This is a genomic window from Pseudomonas sp. BIGb0176 (assembly GCF_024810175.1).
Classification (GTDB): Bacteria; Pseudomonadota; Gammaproteobacteria; order Pseudomonadales; family Pseudomonadaceae; genus Aquipseudomonas; species Aquipseudomonas protegens.
The window spans coordinates 150,482-167,908 of the sequence record NZ_JANUEC010000006.1 but is presented as its reverse complement, the minus strand read 5'-3'; the positions used below and the strand labels follow the sequence as shown (position 1 = coordinate 167,908).

General features: G+C 62.5%; 16 protein-coding genes. 11 read left to right on the top strand and 5 right to left on the bottom strand.

Translation table 11 applies throughout. The features are described 5' to 3' along the window. The first annotated feature begins 373 nt into the window (after nucleotides 1-373). Together M2395_RS29320 and M2395_RS29315 are read left to right on the top strand one after the other, a co-directional pair. Nucleotides 374-853: an Lrp/AsnC family transcriptional regulator gene (locus tag M2395_RS29320; RefSeq protein ID WP_011063640.1), complete on the top strand. Its 480-nt coding sequence runs from the start codon at nucleotides 374-376 to the stop codon at nucleotides 851-853. A 110-nt stretch (nucleotides 854-963) separates the two neighbouring features. Next, nucleotides 964-1,173, top strand: coding sequence for a DUF2788 domain-containing protein (locus tag M2395_RS29315; RefSeq protein WP_003228500.1), 210 nt, complete (start codon nucleotides 964-966; stop codon nucleotides 1,171-1,173). Here the strand turns inward: M2395_RS29315 and M2395_RS29310 are convergent. From M2395_RS29310 to M2395_RS29295, 4 genes are all read right to left on the bottom strand, one after another. Then, nucleotides 1,168-1,734, bottom strand: a complete 567-nt coding sequence (locus M2395_RS29310) for a pseudouridine synthase (RefSeq protein WP_161466734.1) — start codon at nucleotides 1,732-1,734, stop codon at nucleotides 1,168-1,170. The two genes, M2395_RS29315 and M2395_RS29310, sit on opposite strands and share 6 nt — an antisense overlap. Before the next feature lie 146 nt (nucleotides 1,735-1,880). Next, a complete protein-coding gene (gene amn / locus M2395_RS29305; RefSeq protein ID WP_015637154.1) occupies nucleotides 1,881-3,353 on the bottom strand; it encodes an AMP nucleosidase in 1,473 nt (490 codons plus the stop codon). A 99-nt stretch (nucleotides 3,354-3,452) separates the two neighbouring features. Then, nucleotides 3,453-5,105, bottom strand: a complete 1,653-nt coding sequence (locus M2395_RS29300; RefSeq protein ID WP_011063643.1) for an acyl-CoA dehydrogenase family protein — start codon at nucleotides 5,103-5,105, stop codon at nucleotides 3,453-3,455. A 74-nt stretch (nucleotides 5,106-5,179) separates the two neighbouring features. After that, nucleotides 5,180-7,546 carry a hybrid sensor histidine kinase/response regulator gene (locus M2395_RS29295; protein WP_053160197.1) on the bottom strand — a complete coding sequence of 789 codons (2,367 nt, stop codon included), beginning with the start codon at nucleotides 7,544-7,546 and terminating at the stop codon, nucleotides 5,180-5,182. Between the two features lie 289 nt (nucleotides 7,547-7,835). Here M2395_RS29295 and M2395_RS29290 point away from each other — a divergent pair, with 289 nt between their 5' ends. From M2395_RS29290 to M2395_RS29275, 4 genes are all read left to right on the top strand, one after another. Further along, the gene (locus tag M2395_RS29290; protein WP_015637156.1) at nucleotides 7,836-8,633 is read left to right on the top strand and encodes a hydroxymethylpyrimidine/phosphomethylpyrimidine kinase; all 798 of its coding nucleotides are present in this window, start codon (nucleotides 7,836-7,838) and stop codon (nucleotides 8,631-8,633) included. An 18-nt stretch (nucleotides 8,634-8,651) separates the two neighbouring features. Continuing rightward, entirely contained in the window at nucleotides 8,652-9,275 is a 624-nt protein-coding gene (thiE, locus tag M2395_RS29285) for a thiamine phosphate synthase (protein ID WP_015637157.1), read from the top strand. A 17-nt stretch (nucleotides 9,276-9,292) separates the two neighbouring features. Beyond that, the gene (gene hemL, locus M2395_RS29280; protein WP_011063647.1) at nucleotides 9,293-10,576 is read left to right on the top strand and encodes a glutamate-1-semialdehyde 2,1-aminomutase; all 1,284 of its coding nucleotides are present in this window, start codon (nucleotides 9,293-9,295) and stop codon (nucleotides 10,574-10,576) included. Nucleotides 10,577-10,794: 218 nt separating this feature from the next. After that, nucleotides 10,795-11,349 (top strand): tetratricopeptide repeat protein, encoded by a 555-nt coding sequence (locus M2395_RS29275; RefSeq protein WP_011063648.1) that lies wholly within the window; start codon nucleotides 10,795-10,797, stop codon nucleotides 11,347-11,349. 77 nt (nucleotides 11,350-11,426) lie between these two features. Here M2395_RS29275 and M2395_RS29270 read toward each other — a convergent pair whose 3' ends face one another. Next, the gene (locus tag M2395_RS29270) at nucleotides 11,427-11,753 is read right to left on the bottom strand and encodes a DUF1820 family protein (RefSeq protein ID WP_007927079.1); all 327 of its coding nucleotides are present in this window, start codon (nucleotides 11,751-11,753) and stop codon (nucleotides 11,427-11,429) included. A 134-nt stretch (nucleotides 11,754-11,887) separates the two neighbouring features. Here M2395_RS29270 and miaB point away from each other — a divergent pair, with 134 nt between their 5' ends. The 5 genes from miaB to lnt all read left to right on the top strand — a co-directional run bounded on the left by miaB (nucleotide 11,888) and on the right by lnt (nucleotide 17,396). Continuing rightward, complete coding sequence (gene miaB / locus M2395_RS29265; RefSeq protein WP_011063650.1) at nucleotides 11,888-13,216, top strand: tRNA (N6-isopentenyl adenosine(37)-C2)-methylthiotransferase MiaB; 1,329 nt, start codon at nucleotides 11,888-11,890, stop codon at nucleotides 13,214-13,216. Nucleotides 13,217-13,329: 113 nt separating this feature from the next. Continuing rightward, nucleotides 13,330-14,349, top strand: coding sequence for a PhoH family protein (locus tag M2395_RS29260; RefSeq protein ID WP_011063651.1), 1,020 nt, complete (start codon nucleotides 13,330-13,332; stop codon nucleotides 14,347-14,349). Next, nucleotides 14,342-14,800, top strand: a complete 459-nt coding sequence (gene ybeY / locus M2395_RS29255; RefSeq protein WP_011063652.1) for an rRNA maturation RNase YbeY — start codon at nucleotides 14,342-14,344, stop codon at nucleotides 14,798-14,800. Before M2395_RS29260 ends, ybeY begins: the two co-directional genes overlap by 8 nt. Before the next feature lie 42 nt (nucleotides 14,801-14,842). Continuing rightward, nucleotides 14,843-15,682 carry an HlyC/CorC family transporter gene (locus tag M2395_RS29250; protein WP_011063653.1) on the top strand — a complete coding sequence of 280 codons (840 nt, stop codon included), beginning with the start codon at nucleotides 14,843-14,845 and terminating at the stop codon, nucleotides 15,680-15,682. Nucleotides 15,683-15,872: 190 nt separating this feature from the next. Beyond that, nucleotides 15,873-17,396: an apolipoprotein N-acyltransferase gene (gene lnt, locus M2395_RS29245; protein ID WP_026020052.1), complete on the top strand. Its 1,524-nt coding sequence runs from the start codon at nucleotides 15,873-15,875 to the stop codon at nucleotides 17,394-17,396. Nucleotides 17,397-17,427 lie beyond the last annotated feature (31 nt).

The following is a 17,427-nucleotide window of genomic DNA, read 5'->3' as shown; positions in this document are numbered from 1 at the left end:
AAAAAGCCCTGGGCGGTTCTGCATCAGGTTATCAGTCACGAGACTTATTTCGCAGGCAATAAAAAAGGGCGGCCCGTCGGCCGCCCTTTGAGATTTTGTCCGTGCTCGGCGCTTTTGACGCCGGCTCACCTCACTCCGTCTTCTGGACAGTGTGTAGCCCGGGGGCCGGCTCAACCCTGTGGGATTGGCGGCCGCGGCAGGCCTGATTCGGCGGGCCGCAGTGGACTCTATGTCCGGGCAATGATTCTGGTGATAAGAATAGGCGCGCAGCGAAGACAGAGGATTGCGAAGATTGCTTGTAAAAACACCACTTGCGCAATTTTTAACTCAAGATAGATAATTCAACGCAATAGTTACGACAAAGGCCTGATTGATGAGCAAACTCGACCGCTACGACCTGAGCATTTTGGCGGAGTTGCAACGCGACGCCCGTATCTCCAACCAGGAACTGGCCGAGCGCATCGGCCTGTCGCCCTCCCCTTGCTCGCGCCGGGTCAAGCAGCTGGAGGACGATGGCTACATTTCCCGCCAGGTCGCCCTGCTGGACCGCAAGATGCTCGGTCTGAGCCTGACCGCCTATGTCCTGATCGGCATGGACCGGCACACGCCGGAACGCTTCGAGAATTTCGAAGCCGCGATCCGCAGCCTGCCCCAGGTGCTGGAGTGCAGCCTGGTGACCGGGGTCGATGCCGACTACCAGCTCAAGGTGGTGGTACCGGACATGGACCATTACCAGAAGCTGCTGCTCGGCCATCTGACCCGTATCGAGGGCGTGACCAGCGTGCGTTCGAGCTTTGTGCTCAATCAGGTGCTCAACAGCACCGAACTGCCGCTGACCCACCTGCGCAACTGAATCCCGGCCCCCGCTGTGGCGACATAACGCATGCAGATCAATGCTTGGGCCGCGGGCGTTGACGTATACTCGCCCGGCATTTTTTGCCCTGCCTGCACTGGAGATGAGTGATGGACCCAGCAGTATTCGAAGAGTGGATGATGACCGGCCTGGTCAGCATCCTGATCATTTTCATGGGTTTCATCGTCTGGGACCTGGCCAAGAAGTCCAAGGCCGGGCGCTTCGGCTCGTTCATCCTGTTCTTCGTGCTGGGCCTAGGCGTTGCAGCCTTCATCATCAAGAGCGTGGTGATCGGCCTGATCGAGTCCGGCGCCTTATAAGCGCGCCGCCACTTCTTTCCACTGGCCCTGCTCCAGGCCGTCCAGGGTCCAGTCGCCGATCCTGACCCGCACCAGGCGCAAGGTCGGTAGCCCCACCGCAGCGGTCATGCGCCTTACCTGGCGGTTGCGCCCCTCGCGTATCACCAACTCCAGCCAACTGGTGGGCACGCTCTTGCGAAAGCGCACCGGCGGGTTGCGCGGCCATAGCGTCGGTTCTTCGAGCTGGCGCGCCTCGGCCGGCAGGGTCATGCCGTCATTCAACTGCACACCTTCGCGCAAGCGCTGCAACTGCTCGGCACTGGGCTCGCCCTCGACCTGCACCCAATAGGTCTTGGCCAGCTTGTGCTTGGGATCGGCGATGCGCGCCTGCAACTGCCCGTCATTGGTCAACAGCAGCAACCCTTCACTGTCGCGATCCAGGCGCCCGGCCGGGTAGACCCCGGGGACCGCAATGAAGTCCTTGAGCGTGGCCCGCCCCTCGCCATCGCTGAACTGGGTCAGCACATCGAAAGGCTTGTTGAACAGGATCAGCTTCGGCTCGACCGGCGCGGCCTTGGCCACACGCTTGGCGGGAGAGGAGGAAAACGGTTTGGCGCCAGGGCGGCGGGAAGCGGGACGGGGCGGACGGGACATGGGAGCAGGAACATTCAGCGATCAGGACCGACAATGCTAGTGGCCTGACCGCCAAATGACCATGGCTTAAACGCTTAGCGGAAAGGCGGCTCGTCGAAGCTGCGCAGTTTGCGCGAGTGCAGGGAGTTGAGCTCGCTGCGCATCAGGTCCACCGCTTCGATACCGATCTTCAGATGCTGGCTGACCGCACGCTCATAAAAGGCGTTGGCCGCGCCCGGCAACTTGATTTCACTGTGCAATGGCTTGTCCGAGACACACAGCAAGGTGCCGTATGGTACTCGCAGGCGATACCCCTGGGCGGCGATGGTGCCGCTTTCCATGTCCACCGCCACGGCCCGGGACAGGTTGATCAGCGGGCGTTCCTCGGCCCAACGCAACTCCCAGTTGCGGTCGTCGTAAGTCAGCACGGTGCCGGTGCGCAGGCGTTTCTTCAGTTGTTCGCCCTTTTCCCCGGTGACATTGGCCGCCGCCTGCTGCAACGCCAACTGGACTTCGGCCAGGGCCGGAATCGGAATGTTCGGCGGCACCACGCGGTCGAGAATGCCGTCGCGACGCATATAAGCGTGGGCCAGCACGTAGTCGCCAATGGTCTGGGACTGCCGCAGGCCGCCGCAGTGGCCGATCATCAGCCAGCAATGCGGACGCAGCACCGCCAGGTGGTCGGTGATGTTCTTGGCGTTGGACGGGCCGACACCGATATTCACCAGAGTCACACCGTGGCCATCGCTGGCCTGCAAGTGGTAGGCCGGCATCTGGTAGCGGTGCCAGACCACACCGGCGGCGATGGCCGAGGCCTCGCCGTGATCCATGCTTTTCTCGATGATCACGTTGCCCGGCAGGACCATGCGCACAAAGCGCGGATCGCTGCGCAACTGCTCCAGGCCATGAACGATGAACTGGTCCACATAGCGGTGATAGTTGGTCAGCAGGATCCACGGCTGCACATGACGCCAGTCGCTACCGGTGTAGTGCACCAGGCGCCGCAGGGAGAAATCCACTCGCGCGGCATCGAACAGCGCCAGGGGCAGCGGATGGGTATTTTCCCAATCGTAGAGGCCATCGGCGATGCCGTCGGTGGCGGCCGACAGGTCGGTACTCGGGAACACCCGCGCCAGCGCCGCAGCGGTCACGCCGGAACCTGCCAGCTCGTCGCCCTGCTCCACGACATAGGGATAAGGAATGTTCTGCTCACTGACGCCCACTTCCACCGTCACGGTGAAGTCGTGCATCAACGGCACCAATTGTTCGAGCAGGTAATTACGGAAGGCTGCAGGATGGGTCACGGTGACACTGTAGGTGCCCGGCAACTGGACCTTGGCATAGGCCCTTGTGGTCTGTGGGACTTCGCCGTGGCAGTGGTAGGTCAGGCGCAACTCAGGGTAGCGAAACAGTGCTCGTTGCTCGGCATCCGGCTCGACCCGGTCCTTGAGATAACGCTTGAGCGCCTGGCTCAGCGCCGTGGTGGCCCGCTCATGCAGGGCGGCAAGCCGGTCCACGGCTTGCTCGGCGGTTTGAACGACAATAAAAGCTTCGGTCACGATAAGCATCCTGTGTTCTGAACTTGCAGGCGTTCATCTTGCCTGCAAGACCGTCCCACGGGAACAGCGTAATCACCGCAGGCGCCGGGAAGCCGGCGCCAGGGAGGGTCAGAAGCCCTGAGGGGAGGAGCGGGCGACAATGGCTGCCACGTCCAGGCCACGCGGCAAGGTGCCGTAGACCCGCCCGCCCTGGCCGCCCAGGCGGCTGGCGATAAAGGCGTCGCTGACCACCTGGTTGCCGGCTTCCAGCAAGAGCTTGGCCTGCAGGCCCAGGGCAATGTCCTCGGTGAGTTGACGAGCACGGTATTGAATGTCGCCGGTGTCCTTGAAGCTCTCCTTCAGCCCGTTGATATGGGCGGCCAGGCGCTTGTCGCCATGGCCATTGCCCAATTCGGCGAACAAGGCGTCCAGCACGCCCGGCTCCTTCGACAAGGCTCGCAGCACATCCAGGCATTGCACGTTGCCGGAGCCTTCCCAGGTGGAGTTCACCGGCGCCTCGCGGTACAGCCGTGGCAGGATGCTGTCCTCGACATAACCGGCACCGCCCATGCACTCCGCCGCCTCGTTGATCATCGCCGGGGCCCGCTTGCAGATCCAGTACTTGCCCACCGCCGTCACCAGCCGGGAAAACTTCGCCTCCTGGGCATCGTCCAGATGATCCAGGGCCCGCCCCATGCGCATGCTCAGGGCCAGGGCCGCTTCGCTTTCCAGGGCCAGGTCGGCCAGCACGTTCTGCATCAGGGGCTGCTCGCTGAGCACCCGCCCGCCCACGGTGCGATGGGCACAGTGATGGCTGGCCTGGGTCAGGGCCTGGCGCATCAGGGAGCTGGAGCCGACCATGCAATCGAAACGGGTCATGGCCACCATCTCGATAATGGTCGGCACGCCGCGGCCTTCCTCGCCAATCATCCAGGCCAGGGCACCGCGGAACTCCACTTCGCTGGAAGCGTTGGAAAGGTTGCCGAGCTTGTTCTTCAGGCGCTGGATATAGAACTGGTTGCGCGTGTCATCGGGACGGTGCCGGGGCAGGAGGAAGCAGGTCAGGCCCTTGTCGGTCTGGGCCAGGGTCAGGAAGGCATCGCACATCGGCGCCGAACAGAACCATTTGTGACCCACCAGCTCGTACGCCTGCCCGGGGCCGCCAGCCCCCACCGGGTAGGCCCGGGTGGTGTTGGCACGCACATCGGTGCCGCCCTGTTTCTCGGTCATGGCCATGCCGATGGTCAGCCCGGCCTTGTGTTGCATGCCGACATTGCGCGGGTCGTACCGGGTGGCAAGGATCTTGGGCAGCCACTGGTCGGCGATATCAGGTTGCAGCTTCAAGGCCGGTACACAGGCGAAGGTCATGGTCAGCGGGCATCCGCTGCCGGCCTCGGCCTGGCTGTGCAGATAGGTCATGGAGGCGCGGGCAACGTGGGCCCCCGCTTGCGGATCGGTCCAGGGCAGTGAGGTCAGGCCGGCTTCGATCGCCGCCTGCATCAATTGGTGATAGGCGGGATGAAACTCCACCAGATCGATCCGGTGGCCAAAGCGGTCGTGGCTGGAAAATACCGGTTTGTTCTGATTGGCCAGGAACCCCGCCTCCATCAACGGACCACCGGCCAGGGCGCCATAGGCGTCGACCCGCGACTCGGCCCAACCGGCATCGAAACGGCGCATCCATTGCTGCAGCGGCAGGTCGATCCGATAGAGATTGGCGCCGTCCAAAGCTGGCGGCTGGTTGGTGACTTCGTGGGTTTCAGCGAACTGGTGGAGGTTCATCGCGGGGCTCCTTCAGGGTGTGCCAAGACCCCAGTTAAGCACCGCCCCCACCCCGAACAAAGTGGCATACCTGCCTAAATGTCGGCGCTTTCGCCCTGTTCCACAGAGAGCACATATCTCGACAATGCCGTTTGCAAGGCCTCGAACTTCACCGGTTTAGCCAGATAGTCGGAGCCAGCCCCCGCCGGGCAGCCCTCTTTGCCGGGCACGCAGGCCAGCAGGATGGGCAATTGGGAGTAGCCGGGCAGCGCCTGGGCCTGCAAGCGAAACGCCCCCAGTTGCGCCGTGGACATCTCGCCATCGATCAACACCGCACTGACCAGCTCACGCCCGAGCAATTGCAGGGCATCAGTAGGGCTACCGGCGGTGCGCACCTGGTAGCCCAGCTTGAGCAGCATGCCCCTGACCACCAACTGATTGACGTCGTTGTCGTCCACCAGCAGCACGGTGCAGTCCCGGGGCAAGCGTCGCGCCACTGCCGCCGGCGAGCGCGGGGCGGGTTCCTGGGCGTCGAACTCCACCAGCAGGCGGAAACAACTGCCCCGGCCTGGCGTGGATTCGTGGGTCAATTGCCCGCCCAGCAACTCCACCAACTGCCGACAGATCGCCAGGCCGATACCCAGCCCGCCATATTCACGGGTCATGGAACCATCGAGCTGGAAGAAACGCTGATACAGGGTCGCTTCATCCAGGTTGACGAAGCCAATACCGCTGTCGATCACCTCGAAACTCAGGCTGACCCGCTGCGCCGACACGGAACGCGTGAGCACCCGCAGCACCACGCTGCCCGAAGGGGTGAACTTGATGGCATTGTCCAGCAGGCACTCCAGACAATGGCTGAGTTTGCAGCGGTCGCCCTGCAAGCGATCGGGCAGCCCGGCGCTCAAGTCGATCTGGAAAGCCAGCGACTTGGCGGCGGCACTGGCGCCGTATTGGGTCTGCAGTGTCGTCAGCAGGGAGCGCAGGCTGAACGGCTGACGCTGGGCGCTGAGCTTGCCGGCCTGCAGCTCGGTCAGGGTCAGAATGCCGTTGACCATGCGCATCATGTCCCGCGCCGAGCCGGCCGCTGTCTGCTGGTATTGCTCCAGCTCCGGATCCAGTTCCAGGGTCTGCATCAGTTCCAGGGAGCCGATGACGCCGTTCATCGGGGTCCGCAGCTCATGGGTCAGGGTGGCCAGGAATTCGTCCTTGAGCCGGTTGCTGTGGGCCAGTTGCTGGTTCAACACTTCAAGCTTCTGCCCGGCTTCGAGCAGTGTCTGGGCCTGTTGCTCACGCATGGCATTGATGCGATCGGCCAGGGCCAGGGACAGCAACGCCACTTCGATCGCCGAGCCGATCTGGCTGGCGTACATGGTCAGGAACACATTCGGCAGGTAACCCAGCACCATCAAGGTGTTGATCACCCCTCCAAACAAAAAGGCCGACCAGGCGATGATGAAATAGCGTGCCACGCGCAGGCCTCGACACCAGGCGACAATCCCGGCCACGTAGATCACCACGGTGAACACCAGGGCCAGGGTGGTGGCCAGGCGCAATGCCAGGGCATAACTGGTCATCAGTGAAAGCGCCATGACCAGCGCGCCAAAGGCCATCAAGGCCAGTAGCACACGGTCGACCCAGGGGCTGTGGCGGGAAGTCTGCAGGAAGCTGCGGGCGAACTGGCTGCCGAACAAACCTGCCGAACCGATGAAGAACGGTGTCGCGGCATTGGCCCACCAGGGGCTGTCGGGCCAGAAGTACTCCACTGCGGCGCCGTTGACCGACAGCTGATAGAGACCGAAGGAAGCGATATAGACGATGTAGTAGAGGTAGCTGGTGTCCCGCACGCTGAGGTAGATGAACAGGTTGTACACCAGCATCCCCAGCAGCACGCCGTAAATCAGCCCGAGCACATACAACCGCACCGGCTGGGCTTCCAGGTAAGCACTGCTGGACCACAGGCTCACCGGCGCCTGGATCGAGCCTTCGCTGGCCAGCCGCAGGTAGACGGTCTTGTGCTCGTGGGGAGAAAAATTCAGGTTGAACAGGTAGTTGTTCTGGCGAATCTCTCGACTGTCGAAGGGCAAGGCATCCCCGGTACGACCCGCCAGGCGATAACCACCAGACTCGTCAGGGACGTACAGTTCAAGGTGGTCCAGAGGCGGATAGGCCAACTCCAGCAACCAGCTGCGTTGTGCGCTCGGGTTGGCGGGGCGATAGTCGAGGTCGATCTTCAGCCAGAACGCCGAGCGCGAATAACCGGCGTTGAGGGTGTCTTTGTCGTGGGGTCTGAATTGTTCAGCCAGAGGCCCCGAGCTGACATCGGCAATGGTCGCCTCCCCCCCCGCGTCTTCGAGTACTTGCATCACTCGGCCCAAGGGCAGGCGTTGAGTGAACTCGTCGAACTCGGCGGCGCCAGCCAGCATCGGCAAGCTCAACAGCAACATCAGCAAATAGTGCATAAAGCCCCAGCGTGGCTTGTCCGGTGGTGTCAGGAAGTCCCCCATTTCCCTTGAGCAGACGTAGAACCGGCATGACCTGTTATTGATTTGAATCCACTCTAGCATAGCCGCTGATGGCCATTGAACACCATTGTAAGTTTTAGTCTAAAGGCTCTAGAACGGGGCTTTCAGCGCAATCCAGCGGGCTAGAGCTGTTGCTTCGGTCAAGTGGGCTGGCCGGCGCCAGATCGCCCCTCTCTTATATGTCGAGCGCCGCGAAAAAAAACGTTTGGTGGTAAGCTCGCCGCCCATGAATATCTACAGCTCTCGCCCCGTTGTCCTCTGTCTCTCCGGCCACGACCCCAGTGGTGGCGCCGGCCTGCAGGCAGATATCGAAGCCCTGCTGGCTCAGGGTTGTCATGCAGCTCCGGCTGTCACCGCGTTGACCGTGCAGGACACGGTCAATGTCAGCGACTTCCGCGTCCTGGATCGCGAGTGGGTATTGGCCCAGGCCAATGCGGTGCTCAACGACTCCACGGTAGCGGCGGTCAAGCTGGGCATGCTCGGTTCCCTGGAAATGGTCGACACCGTGGTCGAGCTGCTCCAGGCCCACCCGCACCTGCCAGTGGTCTGCGATCCGGTGTTGCGCGCCGGCGGCGGTGGCCGGCTGGGCAAGGATGAAGTCGGCTACGCCATGCGCGAGCGCCTCCTGCCCCTGGCAACCATTGCCACCCCCAACCTTCCCGAAGCCCGAATTCTCGCGGAACTGCCTGAAGGCAGCGCCGACCAATGCGCCGAAAAACTCCTGCCCTTCGTCAAGCATTTGCTGATCACCGGCGGCCACGGCGATGAACACGAAGTCCACAATCGCCTGTACAGCCGTGACGGCCTGCGCAAAACCTATACCTGCCAGCGCTTGCCGGGCAGCTACCACGGCTCCGGCTGCACCCTGGCCAGCGCACTGGCCGGCCGCCTGGCCCAAGGTGAACACCTGGCCAGTGCGGTGAAGTCCGCCCTGGATTACACCTGGCGCACCCTGCGCGATGCCGAACAGCTTGGCCGTGGCCAGTTCGTTCCGCGCCGCTTGCCGCTGGATTTCTGCTCGTAATGTCATGAGGCCTGCTCAATGAAACTACGTGGTCTGTACGCCATCACCGACAGCCAACTGTTGGCCGGCAAGTTTCTGAAGTACGTGGAGGCGGCGCTGGAAGGCGGTGTCACGCTGTTGCAGTACCGCGACAAAAGCGACGACCAGGCCCGCCGACTGCGGGAAGCCGAAACCCTGCTGGCCTTGTGCGAGCGCTACAAGACCCGTTTGATCATCAACGATGATGCCGAGCTGGCGGCGCGTATCGGTGCCGGCGTGCACCTGGGCCAGACTGATGGCCCATTGACCCCGGCCCGAGCCTTGCTGGGCCGCCAGGCGATCATCGGTGCCACCTGCCACAGCCAGTTGCCACTGGCCGAGCAAGCCGCCAAGGATGGCGCCAGCTATGTCGCCTTCGGCCGTTTCTTCAATTCCACCACCAAACCCGGCGCGCCTGCGGCCAGCCTGGAGCTGCTGGACCAGGCCCGGGCCAGCCTGCACCTGCCGATCTGCGTGATCGGCGGCATCACCCTGGACAACGCCGCGCCACTGGTGAACCACGGCGCCGACCTGCTGGCGGTGGTCCACGGCCTGTTCGGCGCCGAGAGCGCCGAAGAAGTGACCCGCCGCGCCCGCGCCTTCAACGCCCTATTCAACAGCTGATTTTTGAGAGCCCGATCATGTCTCGTTCCGAAACCCTGTTTGCCAACGCCCAGAAACACATCCCGGGTGGCGTCAATTCGCCTGTCCGCGCCTTCAAGAGCGTGGGCGGCACCCCGCTGTTCTTCAAACACGCAGAAGGTGCCTACGTCACCGACGAAGACGACAAGCGCTATGTCGACTACGTTGGCTCCTGGGGCCCGATGATTCTTGGCCACAGCCACCCTGATGTCCTGGACGCCGTGCGCAAGCAACTGGAACACGGCCTGTCCTACGGCGCACCGACCGCCATGGAAACCGAAATGGCCGACCTGGTGTGCTCCATCGTGCCATCCATGGAAATGGTGCGCATGGTCAGTTCGGGCACCGAAGCCACCATGAGTGCCATTCGCCTGGCCCGTGGCTTCACCGGCCGGGACAGCATCATCAAGTTCGAAGGCTGCTACCACGGCCACTCCGACAGCCTGCTGGTGAAGGCTGGCTCCGGCGCCCTGACCCAAGGCGTGCCGAGCTCCGCCGGTGTGCCCGCGGCTTTCGCCAAGCACACCCTGACCCTGCCCTTCAACGACATTGCGGCGGTGGAAAAAATGCTCGCCGAAGTAGGCCAGGAAGTGGCCTGCATCATCGTTGAACCAGTGGCCGGCAACATGAACTGCGTACCCCCGGCACCGGGTTTCCTCGAAGGCCTGCGTCGCCTCTGCGATCAGCACGGCGTAGTGCTGATCTTCGACGAAGTGATGACCGGTTTCCGTGTTGCCCTCGGTGGCGCTCAGGCCCATTACGGCGTGACACCCGACCTGTCGACCTTCGGCAAGATCATCGGCGGCGGCATGCCGGTAGGCTGCTTCGGCGGCAAGCGCAAGATCATGGAGCACATCGCGCCCCTGGGCCCGGTCTACCAGGCCGGCACCCTGTCCGGCAACCCGCTGGCCATGGCCGCAGGCCTCACCACTCTGCGCCTGATCAGCCGCCCGGGCTTCCACGCCGAACTGAGCGACTACACCAGCCGTCTGCTCGAAGGCCTGCAACAACGCGCCGATGCAGCAGGCATTCCGTTCGTCACCACCCAGGCTGGCGGCATGTTCGGCCTGTACTTCAGCGGTGCCGATGACATCGTCACCTTCGACGATGTGATGGCCAGCGACGCCAACCTGTTCAAGCGCTTCTTCCACCTGATGCTGGAAGGCGGCGTATACCTGGCGCCGAGTGCCTTCGAAGCGGGCTTCACCTCCATCGCCCACGGCGAGGCCGAGTTGCAGCTGACGCTGGATGCGGCAGAGCGGGCATTCGCCGCCCTGAAGTAAGCGCTGGACGGCGGGCGTGTGAAACATCACGCCCGTTGTAGTCTTTACTTGAATTTTCTGCAGTGAAACCTGCAAATGCTGATGAATCCTTGGGATATAGCGCCCACGCAGCAGAAAAACGAGTAAAGACTTTGTAAGGTGGGCCCTGCTTATTTCATAATGCGCGCTTATTGGGCCCCACGCTGGGCCCCGCGCCCCTCAGAGGTAAGTCGATTCCCATGAACCGCACCGGCCGCGCCCTGACACTGGGCTGCCTGTTGCTCCTTCAGCCCCTGCTCGCGCATGCACAAGCAGGTGGCAACTCGTTGTTGATCCCGGCGCTGGGTCGCTGCACCCTCGATCCCCAGGCTCAGGACCAGGCCGAGGCCCTCACCGCCTGCCAGAAGGCCGCCGACGAGGGGGATGCCGAGGCGCAATACGAGTTGGGCGAGTTCTACTACGAGGGCAAAGGTGCGCCGCAAGATTTCAATCAAGCCCTGAGCTACTTCGAAAAGGCCTCCTTGCAAGGCCATGCCCAGGCGCAATTCAAGCTGGGCACCATGTTCTTCCACGGTGAAGGCGTGCCGGCCAATAACGTCCAGGCTTACATCGTGCTGAAGATGGCTGCGGTCAATGGCGCCGAAGACGCCCTGGACACCGCCGACGAAGTCGCCGAGCACATGCAGCGCGACGAACTGGAAGTTGCAACCCAGGTACTGGGACAGATTTTCCGCAAATACCTGATGGAACTGCAGAGCGCCGATGGGCGCTCACCCTTCTCGCCCCTGCCGTAGGCATTTGCGCCTCAGTCGCCGGTGAGCCGGCTTCCACACAGACAACCGCCCTCCCGGAAAGACGGAGTCGGCCAGGCTTATTTTTCCGGCATCGGCATCGGGAACGGCATGACGTTGCTCACCCCGCGGGCCTCGCTGATCTTCGGCGTACCCAGGCGCTCGACTTCATCGATGCGCACGATCGAATGCATCGGCACAAAGCTGCGCACTACACCTTCGAACTGGGCCTTGAGCTTCTCCTCGCTCGGGTCAACGACCACTTGCGTGCGCTCGCCAAAGACGAACTCTTCCACTTCCAGGAAACCCCACAGATCACTCTGATAGATCTGCTTGGCGTACATTTCGAACACCTGGCCCTGGTTGAGGAAAATCACCTTGTAGATTGGAGCTTCACGTTTGGTCATGGCGGGCGGGTAACACATCGGGGGACAAAAATAGGGCGCGAACTATAGCATAGCTACCCGATGCACAACCCTAGGAACCTGTGGGCATGGCCCCTATAATGCGCGGTTCTTTGAATCACGTGATGATCCCGTCCATGGCCAAGAAGCTTTACATCGAAACCCACGGTTGCCAGATGAACGAGTACGACAGCTCGCGCATGGTGGACCTGCTGGGCGAACATCAGGCCCTGGAAGTCACCGCACGCGCCGAAGATGCGGACGTCATCCTGCTCAACACCTGCTCCATTCGCGAACGCGCCCAGGACCGGGTGTACTCCCAGCTCGGGCGCTGGCGTGAGCTCAAGCTGGCCAATCCGGACATGGTGATCGCCGTAGGCGGTTGCGTGGCCAGCCAGGAGGGCGCGGCCATCCGCGACCGCGCCCCCTATGTGGACGTGGTCTTCGGCCCGCAGACCCTGCACCGCCTGCCGGAAATGATCGACGTCGCGCGCATCACCAAATTGCCGCAGGTCGACGTCTCGTTCCCGGAAATCGAAAAGTTCGACCACCTGCCCGAGCCCCGGATCGATGGCCCGAGCGCCTATGTCTCGGTGATGGAAGGCTGCAGCAAGTACTGCACCTTCTGCGTCGTGCCCTACACCCGCGGCGAAGAAGTCAGCCGGCCCTTCGACGATGTGATCGCCGAGATCATCCACCTGGCGGAAAACGGCGTCCGCGAGGTGACCCTGCTGGGCCAGAACGTCAACGGCTATCGCGGCCAAACCCACGACGGGCGCATGGCCGACCTGGCCGAATTGATTCGCGTGGTTGCCGCGATCGATGGCATCGAGCGAATCCGCTACACCACCTCACATCCGCTGGAGTTCTCCGACAGCCTGATCCAGGCGCATGCCGAAGTACCAGAACTGGTGAAGCACCTGCACCTGCCGGTGCAATCCGGTTCGGACCGGATCCTCGCGGCCATGAAGCGCAATCACACCGCCCTGGAGTACAAGTCCAAGCTGCGCAAGCTCAGGGCGGCTGTTCCGGGAATCTGCATCAGTTCGGACTTTATCGTCGGCTTCCCAGGCGAGACGGAGAAGGATTTCCAGCAGACCATGAAACTGATCGAAGACGTCGGTTTCGACTTCTCCTACTCCTTCGTCTACAGCCAACGGCCGGGAACACCGGCCGCCGACCTGGCCGACGAAACACCGGAGGCGGTGAAAAAGGAACGGCTCAACGCCTTGCAGCACCGCCTCAACCAGCAAGGTTTTGAAATCAGCCGACAAATGGTCGGCTCTACCCAGCGCATCCTGGTGACCGACTACTCGAAGAAAGACCCGGGCGAACTGCAGGGACGGACCGAGAACAACCGCATCGTCAACTTCCGCTGTGACAATCCCACACTGATCGGCCAGTTCGCCGACGTGTACATCGACTCGGCGCAGCCTCACTCGCTGCGCGGCTCCCTGCTGCAATAACCTGGCAGGGAAAAGCCCCAGCAGCCCTTGCTCCGCATAAGAGCTTTCGCACCCAGGCTGCTGGCGTTATCCTTGAATTCATCTTAATTGCCGTTGGGCGGCTAAAAACGACCTTGAACGCACCCATAGAACCTCATCGTTTCATCCTCGAGCCCTTCGAGGCTCGCCGCTTCGCCAATCTGTGCGGGCAATTCGACGAGCATCTGCGCTTGATCGAACAGCGCCTGACGATCGAGATCCGCAACCGCGGCAATCAGTTCGAACTGATCGGCGAACCCAAGCAAACCACCTCCGCGGAAAACCTTCTGCGCCGTCTCTACCGGGAAACCAAGGGCACCGAGCTGTCGCCGGACCTGGTCCACCTGTTCTTGCAGGAGTCTGCCGTGCAAGAGCTGGACAACCCTTCGGTAGCCGATGCCGCCGTGGCCCTGCGCACCAAGAAAGGCATGATTCGCCCCCGCGGCCTGAATCAGCAGCGCTACGTCAAAGAGATCCTCGGCAACGACATCAACTTCGGCATTGGCCCGGCCGGTACCGGCAAGACCTACCTGGCCGTGGCCTGCGCCGTGGACGCCCTGGAACGCGAGCAGGTGCGACGCATCCTGCTGGTGCGCCCGGCGGTAGAAGCCGGCGAAAAGCTCGGTTTCCTGCCCGGCGACCTGGCCCAAAAGATCGACCCCTACCTGCGCCCGCTGTACGACGCCCTGTATGAAATGCTCGGCTTCGAACACGTGGCCAAGCTCATCGAACGCCAGGTCATCGAGATCGCGCCCCTGGCCTACATGCGCGGCCGTACCTTGAACAACAGCTTCATCATCCTCGATGAGAGCCAGAACACCACCGTGGAACAGATGAAGATGTTCCTGACACGGATCGGTTTCGGCTCCACTGCGGTGATCACCGGCGACATCACCCAGGTCGACCTGCCCAAGGGCACCAAGTCCGGCCTGGCCCATGTGATCAACGTGCTCAAGGATGTGCCTGGTATCAGCTTCACTCACTTCATGCCCAAGGACGTGGTGCGCCATCCGCTGGTGCAACGCATCGTCGAAGCCTACGAGCGCTTCGAACTGCACGCTGCCGACGAGGCCGCCAAGGCTGCCGCAGACCGAGGCAACCGCCACGATGCTTGAGCTTGACCTGCAGCGCGCCAGCCAACAGCCGGCCCCCAGCGATGAACAGTTCCGCCAGTGGTGCGAGCTGGCCCTGCGCCAGCGCACCGCCGATTCGGAACTGACCATCCGCCTGGTGGACGAAGCAGAAGGGCGTGAGCTGAACCACACCTGGCGTCATAAGGATTACGCCACCAATGTGCTGTCATTTCCTGCCGATGTACCGGATGAGCTGCTGGATATCCCATTGCTGGGGGACCTGGTGATCTGCATTGCGGTGGTCGAGCGCGAAGCGGCTGAACAAGGCAAGGAACTTCAGGCCCACTGGGCCCATCTGGTGATTCACGGCTGCTTGCATCTGTTGGGCTACGACCATATAGATGACGACGAAGCCGAAGAAATGGAAGCGCTGGAACGAACGTTGCTTGCAGAACTGGGTCATCCGGACCCTTATGCAGACGACGAAAGCTGATCAACAACCCCCTGTAACAACCAAGGATTCAGAGCAATCGCTATGAGCGAAGATCGATCGAGCAACGGGCAAAAGTCATGGCTGGGCAAACTGACCCAGGCTTTTGCCCATGAGCCGAAAAACCGCCAGGAGCTGCTGGAGCTGCTGCGCGAAGCCCATCAGAACAAGTTGCTGGACAGCGAAGCGCTGGCCATCGTCGAAGGCGCCATCCAGGTCGCTGACCTGCAAGTCCGGGACATCATGGTTCCGCGCTCGCAAATGATCAGCATCAAGGCGACCCAGACCCCTCGGGAGTTCCTGCCCGCAGTCATCGATTCGGCGCACTCGCGCTACCCGGTGATCGGCGAAAGCCATGACGACGTGATGGGCGTCCTGCTGGCCAAGGACCTGCTGCCGCTGATCCTCAAGGAGAACGGTGACAGCTTCAACATCAAGGACCTGCTGCGCCCGGCGACCTTCGTCCCCGAGTCCAAGCGCCTGAACGTGCTGTTGCGCGAGTTCCGCGCCAACCACAATCACATGGCCATCGTCATCGACGAGTACGGCGGCGTGGCGGGCCTGGTGACCATCGAAGACGTGCTGGAACAGATCGTCGGCGACATCGAGGACGAGCATGACGTCGAGGAAGACAGCTACATCAAGCCACTGCCCAGCGGCGACTTCCTGATCAAGGCGCTGACGCCCATCGAGAACTTCAACGAGTTTTTCGACAGCGACTTTTCCGACGACGAATTCGACACCGTAGGCGGCCTGGTCATGAGTGCGTTCGGCCACTTGCCAAAACGCAACGAAATCACTGAAATCGGCGCCTATCGCTTCCGCGTGCTCAACGCCGACAGCCGGCGGATTCATCTGCTGCGCCTGACCCCCATTTCCCGCTGAGGAAACGGGTCATCTGCCCTCCCCCGCACCGCGATATCGTCTTGAGGCCACTTGCCTGGCCTCAGGCGATACAGGGCGGGGACGCATCGGCCGAGCAGCGCTGCGTGACTCGACGCTCATCTGAAACAACCCAACCATTCTCCTCGTGCCTCGCCCGGTACGACACAGGAAAGAGCTGATGAAACGCCTCTTGCAGCGCTCAACCCGCCCCGGCTGGCCCGGCAACCTGCTGGCCGTGATCGCCGGCGCCATCACCACCCTGGCCCTGGCCCCCTACAACATCTGGCCTCTGGCGCTGCTGGCAGTCGGCCTGTTCTACGCCGGGCTGCGCGAGCTGACACCGCGCCAGGCCCTGGGCCGCGGCTGGTGCTTCGGCTTCGGCCTGTTCGGGGCTGGCACCAGTTGGATCTACGTCAGCATTCACACCTATGGCGGCGCCTCGGCCCTGCTTGCCGGCCTGCTGATGCTGGCCTTCATCGCCGCCATCGCCTGGTTTTTCGCACTGCCTGCCTGGCTCTGGGCCCGCTGGTTACGACGCAATGAAGCGCCGCTGGCGGACGCCCTGGCATTCGCGGCCCTGTGGCTGGGCCAGGAAGCCTTTCGTGGCTGGTTCCTCACCGGTTTTCCCTGGCTGTATTCCGGCTACAGCCAGCTTGACGGCCCACTGGCCGGGCTCGCGCCGCTGGGTGGCATCTGGCTGATCTCCTTCTCACTGGCCCTCACCGCGGCGCTGCTCTACAACCTGCCGCGACTGATCAAGGCCGGGCGCAAAGCCTTCATCGTTGCGGGCCTGCTTCTGTTGGCAGCCCCCTGGATCGTGGGCCTGGCCCTGAAAGGCCATGCCTGGACCAGCCCCGCCGGAGAGCCGCTATCGGTCGCCGCCATCCAGGGCAATATCGAACAGAGCATGAAGTGGGACCCGGCCGAGCTCAACGCCCAGTTGGCGCTGTATCGCGACATGAGTTTTCGCAGCAAGCGCGTAGACCTGCTGGTCTGGCCGGAAACCGCAGTACCAGTGCTCAAGGAGTCGGCCGAAGGCTACCTGACGATGATGGGCAACTTTGCCGCCGACCGTCATTCCGCGCTGATTACCGGCGTTCCGGTGCGCCAACTGGTACGCCATGAAAAACGCTACTTCAACGGCATCACCGTGACCGGCGAAGGGGACGGCACCTACCTCAAGCAGAAGCTGGTGCCTTTTGGCGAGTACGTGCCCCTGCAGGAAGTGCTGCGCGGCCTGATCGACTTCTTCAACCTGCCGATGTCGGACTTCGCCCGCGGCCCGGCCGACCAGCCGCTGCTGCAGGCCAAGGGCTATCAGATAGCGCCGTTCATCTGCTACGAAGTGGTCTACCCCGAATTCGCCGCCAGCCTTTCGGCCCGTAGCGACCTGCTACTGACCATCAGCAATGACACCTGGTTCGGCACTTCCATCGGCCCCCTGCAACACTTGCAGATGGCGCAGATGCGCGCCCTGGAAGCCGGGCGCTGGATGATTCGCGCGACCAACAACGGCGTCACCGGGCTGATCGATCCGTTCGGCAGGATCACGGTACAGATTCCCCAGTTCGAACGCGGCATTCTGTACGGCGAGGTCGTGCCCATGCACAACCTGACGCCGTATCTGCAATGGCGCTCCTGGCCGCTGGTGGTGCTCTGCACCCTGCTGTTTGGCTGGGCCTTGCTGGCCAGCCGTATTGCCAAGACCGTTTGAGGGCCCTCACTGGCAATCCGGCTCCCGAGGG

Bases quoted from the DNA above. Each gene is read 5' to 3' on its own strand.
- amn (WP_015637154.1), bottom strand. From the start codon at position 3,353: ATGCTTATCGTGACCGAAGCTTTTATTGTCGTTCAAACCGCCGAGCAA.
- M2395_RS29300 (WP_011063643.1), bottom strand. From the start codon at position 5,105: ATGAACCTCCACCAGTTCGCTGAAACCCACGAAGTCACCAACCAGCCG.
- M2395_RS29295 (WP_053160197.1), bottom strand. From the start codon at position 7,546: ATGCACTATTTGCTGATGTTGCTGTTGAGCTTGCCGATGCTGGCTGGC.
- M2395_RS29315 (WP_003228500.1), top strand. From the start codon at position 964: ATGGACCCAGCAGTATTCGAAGAGTGGATGATGACCGGCCTGGTCAGC.
- M2395_RS29270 (WP_007927079.1), bottom strand. From the start codon at position 11,753: ATGACCAAACGTGAAGCTCCAATCTACAAGGTGATTTTCCTCAACCAG.
- ybeY (WP_011063652.1), top strand. From the start codon at position 14,342: ATGCTTGAGCTTGACCTGCAGCGCGCCAGCCAACAGCCGGCCCCCAGC.
- M2395_RS29275 (WP_011063648.1), top strand. From the start codon at position 10,795: ATGAACCGCACCGGCCGCGCCCTGACACTGGGCTGCCTGTTGCTCCTT.
- M2395_RS29320 (WP_011063640.1), top strand. From the start codon at position 374: ATGAGCAAACTCGACCGCTACGACCTGAGCATTTTGGCGGAGTTGCAA.
- miaB (WP_011063650.1), top strand. From the start codon at position 11,888: ATGGCCAAGAAGCTTTACATCGAAACCCACGGTTGCCAGATGAACGAG.
- M2395_RS29250 (WP_011063653.1), top strand. From the start codon at position 14,843: ATGAGCGAAGATCGATCGAGCAACGGGCAAAAGTCATGGCTGGGCAAA.
- thiE (WP_015637157.1), top strand. From the start codon at position 8,652: ATGAAACTACGTGGTCTGTACGCCATCACCGACAGCCAACTGTTGGCC.
- M2395_RS29290 (WP_015637156.1), top strand. From the start codon at position 7,836: ATGAATATCTACAGCTCTCGCCCCGTTGTCCTCTGTCTCTCCGGCCAC.
- hemL (WP_011063647.1), top strand. From the start codon at position 9,293: ATGTCTCGTTCCGAAACCCTGTTTGCCAACGCCCAGAAACACATCCCG.